The 9994-nt window shown below is 32.1% G+C and carries 10 protein-coding genes and 1 pseudogene; 10 read left to right on the forward strand and 1 reads right to left on the reverse strand.

What is annotated here, in order from left to right:
* Positions 1-254: 254 nt before the first annotated feature.
* The 3 genes from ACREWB_RS09440 to ACREWB_RS09450 all read left to right on the forward strand — a co-directional run bounded on the left by ACREWB_RS09440 (position 255) and on the right by ACREWB_RS09450 (position 2885).
* Positions 255-1508, forward strand: coding sequence for a ComEC/Rec2 family competence protein (locus ACREWB_RS09440; RefSeq protein ID WP_431547210.1), 1254 nt, complete (start codon positions 255-257; stop codon positions 1506-1508).
* Positions 1509-1517: 9 nt separating this feature from the next.
* Complete coding sequence (locus tag ACREWB_RS09445; protein WP_431547211.1) at positions 1518-1730, forward strand: DUF3006 domain-containing protein; 213 nt, start codon at positions 1518-1520, stop codon at positions 1728-1730.
* A gap of 219 nt (positions 1731-1949) precedes the next feature.
* Entirely contained in the window at positions 1950-2885 is a 936-nt protein-coding gene (locus ACREWB_RS09450; RefSeq protein ID WP_431547212.1) for a DUF5692 family protein, read from the forward strand.
* Positions 2886-2930: 45 nt separating this feature from the next.
* On the opposite strand, the pseudogene ACREWB_RS09455 reads toward ACREWB_RS09450, so the two are convergent.
* A pseudogene (locus ACREWB_RS09455) lies at positions 2931-3086 on the reverse strand (TetR-like C-terminal domain-containing protein); the annotation flags it as partial.
* Between the two features lie 271 nt (positions 3087-3357).
* On the opposite strand from ACREWB_RS09455, the gene ACREWB_RS09460 reads away from it, so the two are divergent.
* The 7 genes from ACREWB_RS09460 to ACREWB_RS09490 all read left to right on the forward strand — a co-directional run bounded on the left by ACREWB_RS09460 (position 3358) and on the right by ACREWB_RS09490 (position 9867).
* Positions 3358-4761: a PH domain-containing protein gene (locus ACREWB_RS09460; RefSeq protein WP_431547213.1), complete on the forward strand. Its 1404-nt coding sequence runs from the start codon at positions 3358-3360 to the stop codon at positions 4759-4761.
* Positions 4762-4965: 204 nt separating this feature from the next.
* On the forward strand, positions 4966-5586 hold the full coding sequence (locus ACREWB_RS09465; RefSeq protein ID WP_431547214.1) for an ABC transporter permease: 621 nt from the start codon (positions 4966-4968) through the stop codon (positions 5584-5586).
* A gap of 6 nt (positions 5587-5592) precedes the next feature.
* A complete protein-coding gene (locus tag ACREWB_RS09470) occupies positions 5593-6714 on the forward strand; it encodes an ABC transporter ATP-binding protein (protein ID WP_431547215.1) in 1122 nt (373 codons plus the stop codon).
* The gene (locus ACREWB_RS09475) at positions 6692-7432 is read left to right on the forward strand and encodes an ABC transporter permease (RefSeq protein ID WP_431547216.1); all 741 of its coding nucleotides are present in this window, start codon (positions 6692-6694) and stop codon (positions 7430-7432) included. The genes ACREWB_RS09470 and ACREWB_RS09475 overlap by 23 nt, the downstream gene beginning before the upstream one ends.
* Before the next feature lie 13 nt (positions 7433-7445).
* On the forward strand, positions 7446-8372 hold the full coding sequence (locus tag ACREWB_RS09480) for a glycine betaine ABC transporter substrate-binding protein (protein ID WP_431547217.1): 927 nt from the start codon (positions 7446-7448) through the stop codon (positions 8370-8372).
* Between the two features lie 181 nt (positions 8373-8553).
* Positions 8554-9375, forward strand: a complete 822-nt coding sequence (locus ACREWB_RS09485) for a 4Fe-4S binding protein (protein WP_431547218.1) — start codon at positions 8554-8556, stop codon at positions 9373-9375.
* Between the two features lie 3 nt (positions 9376-9378).
* Positions 9379-9867: a hypothetical protein gene (locus ACREWB_RS09490; protein WP_431547219.1), complete on the forward strand. Its 489-nt coding sequence runs from the start codon at positions 9379-9381 to the stop codon at positions 9865-9867.
* The last annotated feature ends 127 nt before the right edge of the window (positions 9868-9994 follow it).

Raw genomic sequence — 9994 nt, forward strand, 5'->3', positions numbered from 1 at the left:
CTAATCAGTATAACGAAATATTATCTTAGAACTTGTTAGTTCTTATGGAACCGCCGTGTACCGAACGGTATGCATGGTGGTGTGAGAGGTCGGCTAATCAAATAATGATTAGCCTCCTACTCGATTGTATCATCATTTTAATCTACAATATTATTTTAAATTACACATTAAGTCATGCAAGTAAAGGTTTTTATATAAATTTGTAGAAGTATAGTAATGTAGGGAATTTGATATAAAGCTAGGGGGATGAATACATGGCAAATAAGAAAAAGTATCTAAGTTTTGTTTTAGGGTTAATACTTATGTTCAGCATAACTGGCTGTTTAAGTACATCTGAAAATGCTCAGCCAGCAGTTGCGATTCTACAAGCACAGAAAAAGACTATGCAAACAGTTCCAAATAATCAAGCAGAAGCAGACAAGACTATAACTAAAGAAGTACCTACGCAGAAAGAAAATACAGTAAGCATTGACGAAAAAGCTGTAACTGGTGAGCTTAAAGTTCATTTTATAGACGTAGGCCAGGCAGATAGTATATTAGTACAACAAGGCAACTCAAGTATGCTTATTGATGCAGGGAATAACGGTGATGCTCAAGTTATTCAAAATTATTTAGATAGTAAGGGAGTTAGTTTTCTTGATGCTGTAATTGGTACACATGTACATGAGGACCACATTGGAAGTATGGACTATATTATTAATTCATTTAATGTAGGAAAAGTGTATTTTCCAAAACAGACGTCAACTACTAAAACTTTTAAAGACTTTGTAAGTGCAGTCCAAAATAATGGGCTAAAATTAACAGTGCCAACAGTAGGTAGCACATTTAAAATAGGCGATGCCACTGTTACAGTATTAGCACCTAATGGAATAGAATATGAAGATGCAAATGATTACTCTATAGTTGTAAAAATTACTTTCGGAAACACATCATTTTTATTAACTGGAGATGCAGAAGCTGAGTCTGAAAACCAAATGTTATCTAAAGGGCTAGATCTATCGGCAACAGTACTTAAAGTTTCGCACCATGGAAGTAGGTCTTCTACAGGTATAAGTTTCTTAGATGGGGTAAATCCTAAGTATGCCGTAATAAGCGTAGGCAAAGGTAATAGCTACGGACATCCTACAGAGGAAACTATGAGCAGACTAAAGGCTAAGGATATACCTGTTTATAGAACTGATGAAAATGGAACGGTTGTTGCTACTTCTAATGGAACAAATGTAAGTTTTAATGTGAATCCTGGTAGCTATAAAGGAATTACTTCTAGTTCTACTAGTGCTAGTTCAACAACTGGTAATGCATCAGTAAGTAAGCCTGTACCAGTTACTGTTGCAAAGCCAGCTACACCAAGTAAGAATCAAAGTGTGACTGTATATACTACTAAGACTGGTAGCAAATATCATGTTGAGGGATGTTCATCTTTAAGTAAAAGCAAGATTCCAATAAGCTTAAATGATGCAAAAGCACAAGGATTAGGTCCATGTAGTAAATGTCACCCACCCAAATAGGAGGAAATTATGAAAGTAATTATTGATAGGTTTGAAGGTAATTTTGCGGTATGCGAAAAAGAGGATAAGCAAATGTTAGATATTGAAAAATCTAAAATCCCTAATACAGCTAAAGAGGGCGATGTTCTTAATATAGATAATGGTATGATAACTGTAGAGGTTGAAGAAACTGAAAAAAGAAAAAAAGAAATAGAAGAACTTACTAAGGATTTATGGAATTAGATTTAAGGGGCAGAGATGCTTCTTTTTTTATGGATTAATCACGATAAACAAGTAAAAATTGATATTGTTTCAAGTATTTGACACAGGAGATAATATATAATATAATTGGTCTATCGACAAGAAAAGACACTGAGTTTACCAAAATTCATACGTTAAATGATTTGTGAGATAGGAATATTAGAGTTATGTTAAATGTTATTTTTATGGGGGGGAAGTATTATGGGTATATTGTATGAAGCAACAAATTTTACTAGTTGGGGTATTTTGATTTTTGTTTTATTTGCTTTAATGGCTTTTAATGAGCTTGGTCGTTCTACAAAATGGGGCGGGATTGTACTTTTTCTAATAGTTCCAATAGGGCTCACTATTTTTGTTTGGCCAACAACTGCAGCTCTGGGAAATGAATATGGTACGGGAACTTGGTTTAATTGGGTAAAAACCTATTCGGCCATCGCAGGGTGTCTTGGGTTTATGGCTATTCGCTATATCCCATCACTTATTAAAAAGAAGTGGGTATTATGCTTTCCAGCCTTTATTTTAGCATTTAATATCTTTGAAGCAGCTATTCGGGATTTTCAATGTTTTACATATGGCGCATGGAATGGAGAATATATAGACAATCTTTGGGTAATGTCAGGACCATGGAATATCATGAATGGTATAGCTGGACTACTTAACATCATCGCTATCTGCGGTTGGTTTGGTATATTTATTTCCAAAGACAAGACAAAGGATATGATTTGGCCTGATATGATCTGGCCTTGGATCATAGCTTATGATTTGTGGAATTTTGCTTATACCTACAATTGTATAGCTGATCATTCATTTTACTGTGGCTTGGCACTGTTGCTTTCCTGTACCATACCTGCTTTTTTTATTAAAAAAGGAGCGTGGCTTCAGCATCGCGCGCAGACTCTTGCCTTGTGGATAATGTTTGTCATGACGGTACCTTCCTTTGCAGACCGCATAGCTCCTGTAGCTACCACGCATAATCCAATTGCGTTTTTTACCTTAAGCTTGTTGGCCTTAAGTGCAAATGTTCTATTAGTAGCTTATCAGTTTAATAAGATTCACAAAAACAAACTCAATCCGCTAAAAGACGAAATTTTTGTAGAAACAAAAGCGTATAAGCAGGTTATTGAAGAAAATAGATAGAGTTAAAGCACTGACCCCCTTAAATTAAGGGGGTCAGCTTTTATTCTATCTCGATTGTGTCCTATTAAAGTCTTCATACTGTATTAATGAATTAATCATACTTCTTCGCACTGTTATGGATAAGGTTTCTATGATTTTTTCGGGGTTTTCTTTCATATCATTTTGTATCCATTGAACAACAAGACCTAGAAATGCAAGTGTGTAAAAATTGTGGAAAGCTTATAAAAAATCTTATATTTAAATAGAGCTTTAAAAAAAGAAACTGGGATTTGTCATGCTTTCAATGTCTTGTTCAGGTTATGGTATTAGTCATAGTGATATAGTGGGTTACAATACTTTGTTTGGAATGAAGAGAAGTAAGGAGCTATTTATAAGACCTTTTATGAAGTAGGAAATCATGAAATTTCATAATTATAGTTACTATGCTATAATGGAAATTAATAGTATATAAATAGATTAGGGAGAAAAGTATATGAGACAACTAAAACATCCACATAAATTTATGATATATTCAGAAATTTTTAAATTTCTATTAAATAGGATAGTTCCGTTTATTATATCTTTCGTAGCAATGCATTCAATAGGTATAAAATTTCCTCAAAAGTATGGAGGGAATTATACAGTAGTTTACGTAGTGTCAGCTGCTGTGGTTGTAGTTGTTTTTTTAGCTATAGTAAAATGGAAGAAAAATGTATATAGCCTTGCGGATGATGAAATGTCCATAAAATATGGAGTGATAATGACGCATGAGAGATCAGTACCTTTTTCACAAGTGCAAAGTGCGGATATATCATCCTCTGTGGTTCAAAGATTATTTAATGTATACAAGCTTGAAATCGATACTGCTAGGGGAGAGGAAAGGTTTGAAATATCTCTACTTTTATCTAAGCAAGAAGCAATTAGAGTGAAAAATATCATATTTAAAGGACATGAAAATAACGGTGAATTTGAAGTTACGGAAGGATCAAATATAAAAAAAATCTATTGCTCATTAAAAGATTTATTTGTTATGGCAACAATGTCTAGCCACATTTTATTAGGATTTCTTATAATCTTAGGGGTTTATTTTAAGATAGAGGATATAGTACCTGAAGGGTTTATGAGAAAAGTCAAAGTATTTGGGGTAGCCACAATTAAAGAAGCTAATGAAACAAGAACAATAAGATATAGAGTAGCACTCATTTTTATTATGTTATTTATTTCATGGACCATATCTGTTCTTGCAACTATAATCAAATACTATAAATTTACAGTTATAAGGGAAGAACATAATATTAAACTATCCTATGGGTTATTTGATAAAAAAGAAGTGGATATTCCAGTAAAACAAATTCAAAGCACAACAATAGTAGAGGGAGTCACTAAAAAGACATTTGGGTATTTTTCATTAAAAGTTAATACTGTTGGTAATGGAGAAGATAGAGGTGGAAGCAGGTTGATTTGTCCTAGTGCTCAAATGAAGGTGCTTAATAAGGTTTTTAAGGATATTTTACCTGAAATGAATATAACTTATGACTTAGTTATGCTTCCTAGAAAAGCGTTAATTGGATTTCTTTTATGTAGATTAACAATATATTCTATAACAATGTCATTAATAGCTATTTATGTTCCTTATGGGTGTTTTGTATTTTTACTATTACCTATATTAATGTATTGGCATTATATGAGCTTTAACGATAATGGAATATATTGGGGAAATCATTTTGTTGTCATGAGATATAGAAAATTTTCAAGAAAAACAGTTATAATAAAAAGGAATTGTATTAAGTCAATTGGTAAAGAACAAAATTATTTTCAAAAGAGGCAAGGTATTACTAAATATACAGTAACAATAGCTGGAGAAAATTCAATTAAATCATACAGTGCACTACAATAAACTTTATAAGTAATTATATTATATCCAGTTAAATAAAAGAGAATCGTCAGTAATGATGATTTTTTTTGCGTTAAAGATGTTTATATTCCACAGATTCTATATATAATTGCTACCGTATTATGGATGAATATTAACAGAATTAATGCAGATAATAATAATGTAATTTGAGGGATTTTATTACCACAAATTTTGAGGGGGTATAGTATGAATTTATTTAGTTTTTTTATATCCAGATGGGATACTATATTAGACCTTACAGTGGAACATTTTATTATGGTACTTACTGCAATGGTCATTTCCATTATATTAGGAACGGCTGTAGGAATAATAATTACAATGAATAAAAAAGTGGCAAGTATTGTTTTAAATATTACAAATGTCATGATGACAATTCCAAGCTTAGCACTTTTTTCTTTACTTATTCCTATACTAGGAATTGGGAAAGCACCAGCAATTGTTGGTTTAGTTGCATATACGCAGTTACCAATTGTTAGAAATGTTTATACGGGAATTACAAATATTAATCCATCTATTATTGAAGCAGCAAGAGGTATGGGACTTACAGAAATGAAGATACTTTATAAGATTAAAATTCCACTTGCTTTTCCATCTATAATGACAGGAATACGAACAGCTACTGTAATGGGAATAGGAATAGGAGCCATTGCAGGTTATATAGGAGCGGGTGGACTAGGCGTCTATATTTTTAGAGGAATAAGTAGAACAAATGACAATATGGTGTTAATAGGAGCAATATTAATTTCCATCATTGCCATATTGACAGATAAATTACTTGAGAAGGTTCAAAAAAAACATGAGATATAAGAGGGGGTGGACAATATTATAAAATTTGAAAATGTTACTAAAAGATATAATAATGCAAATGTAGATGCAGTTGAAAATCTCAACCTTCATATTGAAAAAGGAGAAATTTGCATGCTAGTTGGACCATCAGGTTGTGGTAAAACCACAACCATGAAAATGATTAATAAATTAATCAAACGTAATTCAGGAAATATACTTATTGATGGTAAAAATATAGAAAATATTAACTCTATAGAATTAAGAAGAAATATTGGATACATTATTCAAGATATAGGGTTGTTTCCACATATGACAATTGCTGAGAATATTGCAACTGTACCGGTGGAATTGGGTTGGAAAAAAGATAAAATTGACGCCAGAGTAAATGAATTATTAGAACTAATGGAACTTGACCCGAAAGTTTATAGAACTAAGAAGCCAAGAGAACTTAGTGGTGGACAGAAACAAAGAGTAGGGGTGGCAAGAGCATTGGCAGCTAATCCTCCAATTATGTTAATGGATGAACCATTTGGAGCGTTAGATCCCATTACTAGGGGAAAATTGCAAGACGAATTTCTTAAAATTCAAAGAAAAATAAAAAAGACTATTGTCTTTGTAACTCATGATATTGATGAAGCAATTAAAATGGGTGATAAGATTGTTGTATTAAGAGATGGGAAAATTCTTCAAATGGGTACGCCAAGTGAAATTTTAACTAATCCAATAGACGATTTTGTATCTGAACTCATTGGTGGAAATAGCTCAATAAAAATGATGAACTTGATTAAATGTGAAAGTATTATGCAAAAGGTGTACGCAATGGATATAAATCTAACATTTGAGGAAGCAAAGAAATTATTTTTGGAATCTGAAGTTAATAAAATGGTGGTTACTGAAGATGGAAAAAATGGGAAATATTATATTGATCTAAAGGATATTTTAAGAAGTAGTGGAAAAGTTAGCGAAACAAAAAGAGAAATCGTAAACCGAGTTTCAATGGATGCAACTGCAAAAGATGCATTGTCAGAAATGTTTAGTACAGGGAAACAATATATTTTTGTTGAAGACAGCAGTCATGAAATTAAAGGCATAGTCACAATAAACAATTTACTTAAGGTGGTGAGTGATGGTGACAGCGGGTCTATATAAAAATTCTATGAAATATATTAAAAATCTTGTCATAATTTTAATTTTAATAGCTATTGGTATTATCTTAAGCATTTATGTTGTTGAAAACCCTCAAGATAGTATGGTTGCAAGATTAGTCAGTTATGACAAGATTTCTACTCTTCTAAAACAACATCTTTATATTGTTGGAGTATCAAGTGGATTAGCAATATTAACAGCAGTCCCAATAGGTATACTTCTGACAAGACGGAAATTTAAAAAATGGACATCTAAAGTAGTGAGTATTGTCAATGTGGGGCAAACGATTCCGAGCTTAGCTATTGTAGCATTACTTGTTGGAGTACTTGGAATTGGAGCTAAAACAGCTATTATTGCTTTGTGGATTTATTCGCTTTTACCTATTTTGAATAATACATTAATTGGTGTGGGCGAAGTAGATAAAGCTATCATTGAGGCTGCAAATGGAGTAGGGATGAAGGCAAGTCATGTTTTGACTAAGGTGGAAATTCCACTAGCTATGCCAATGATAATAGCTGGCATCCGAACAGCTATTACTATTAATATTGCTTCAGCCATACTAGCTGCGTTTGTTGGTGGTGGTGGTTTAGGTAATTTGATTATCGCAGGAAATAACATTAGTCGTTGGCAAGTTCTTGTATTAGGAGCGACGCTTCCAGTACTCATGGCACTTATTGCTGATTCTATATTTGGAATGATTGAACAAAAAATAAAATTATAAAGGGGAAATTATAATGAGAATTGGTAGAAAATTAATAATAATGATTATTGTATCAGGAATGGTAATTGCTACACTAACAGGATGTGGAACAAAAAGTGCAGATGAAAAAGTAACTGTTAAAGTAGGTTCAAAAGAATTTTCAGAGCAATTGTTACTAGGGCAAATGACTATATTGGCTTTAGAGGATGCAGGATATAAAGTTGAAGATAATACAGGTGTTGCAGGTTCAGATAAAAATAGAAGTGCACTAATAAATAAAGATATTGACGTTTATTGGGAATATACAGGAACGGCATGGCAATCACATTTACAACATGACACTCCTTTGACAGAATCACAAGAATGCTATGATAAAGTAAAAGCAGAAGATGCAAAAAATGGTATTGATTGGTTGAACTATGCAGGGTTTAATAATACTTACACTGTTATGATGAAAAAAACACAAGCGGATAAATTGAAAATTAAAACATTGAGTGAATTGGGAGCTTATATTAAAGCAAACCCAAGTAAGTTAAAATTTGCAGTAGATCAAGAGTTTACAGCAAGAGCTGATGGTTTGCCAGGATTAGAAAAGACTTATGGATTTAAAATAGCTGAAGCTAATCTTTTAGTTATGGATAATGGTATTGTTTATAAAGCTTTAAAAGAAGATCAAGCTGATATCGGAATGGGGTTCTCCACTGATGGAAGAATCAAAGCCTTTGGATTGGTTAATATTGAAGATGATTTAGCCTTCTTCCCAGCTTATAATCCTGCACCTAATCTTAGAACTGAGTTTGTTAGTGAAAATCCTGAAATTGTAGAGATTTTAAATAAAGTTTCTGCTAAACTAACAAATGAAAATATGACGCAAATGAATTATTTAGTAGATATTGAACAAAAAGAGACAAAGGCAGTGGCAGAAGAATGGTTAAAATCAGAAGGATTAATAGGTAAATAGGTTTATTAGTGAACAGGATCTAAATTGTAGACCTCTGCTGTAAAAAGCGGGGGTCTTTTGTTATTGAAGTATATTGAGTGAAAATTAATCTTTCACAATTTCATCACATATATATCATACATTTAACAAATATGCTTATTATAATAATCTTATAAGAATTAAAGAAAAGGAGATTATATAAATGAAAAATAGAGTGTTTAAGTTTAGAAAGTGGATTCAGATATTTTTCTTCGTACTTATTGCTTTTATCGCAATTAATCATACCCTTATTGAGAATGGAGGAGGAATAACTTTACTATCTGCTGCTTCACTACATGCACTATGTCCATTTGGTGGAGTTGTAACGATTTACCAATACTTAAGCGATGGAACTTTTATAAAGAAAATTCATGAATCCTCTTTTATTCTGATGATCATTGGATTTATTCTTGCTGTAGGTTTTGGTCCTTTATTTTGCGGGTGGATATGTCCATTTGGAACTTTTCAAGAATGGATAGGTAAAATAGGTAAAAAACTTTTCCATAAAAAATATAACAATTTTATACCATATAAATACGATAAATATTTAAGATTCCTAAGATATATAGTTTTAGCTCGTGTGCTTTATATAACTGCAATATCAGCCGAAATAGTTTTTGCGGATGTGGATCCATATTATGCATTATTTAATTTTTGGACAAGCGAGATTTCAATAGTTAGTATGATTGTTCTATTATTAGTTATGATTTCTACTTTATTTGTTGAAAGACCTTGGTGTAAATATGTTTGTCCTTATGGTGCTGTACTTGGAATAGCTAACCTATTTAGAATCTTTAAAATCAGAAGAAATGAGAATACCTGTATATCATGCAAGGCTTGTGATAATGTTTGTCCCATGAATATTAAGGTATCGGAACATGAAGTTATCCTTGATCATCAATGTATTTCATGTATGCAATGTACATCTGAGTATGATTGCCCTATAGTAGATACAGTAAATTTATCTACAAAGGGAGGTAAATAAGTTATGAAGATAAAAACTTATGTTTTACCCTTAGTAATTATTGTTGTTTTATTTGGTGGAATAGTAGTAACCAAGGCTTTTGGGCTATGGAAAACAGAATCCACAAAGGTTCCGAATACTATAAAATCTGGAGAAGCTATGGGTGAATATAATCCTTCTGACATTAGAGGTTCTTATACATTTAAAGATATTAGTAGCTCTTTCAAGATTCCTGTAGAGATACTTGGCGAAGCGTTTGCTGTTGAATCTTCAGATTTAAATAGTTTTAAAGTAAAAGATCTTGAAATAATCTACGAAGGTTTAAAAGATTCTGGTACACAAATAGGCACATCTTCTATAAGGTTGTTCGTTGCTTATTATCTAGACCTTCCCTATGAGATTAGCGAGGAATCTTACCTTCCAAAAGCTGCGGTAGATATTCTAAAATCAAAGGTGAAACTTAGTGATGAAAAGCTGAAGTATTTAGATAGTCACTCTGTTGATATAAAATAAAGGCTATGTTTAATAACAGTGTTGATAATATGATAATTTTTAAGGGAAGCCATTTTGGGCTTCCCTTAATTCACATTTTATGAATGATGTTCATCTAATTTAGTTCAATCTTCTCTCGAAACTTGTC

Source organism: Clostridium sp. (assembly GCF_050717635.1).
Taxonomy (GTDB): Bacteria; Bacillota; Clostridia; order Clostridiales; family Clostridiaceae; genus Clostridium_AD.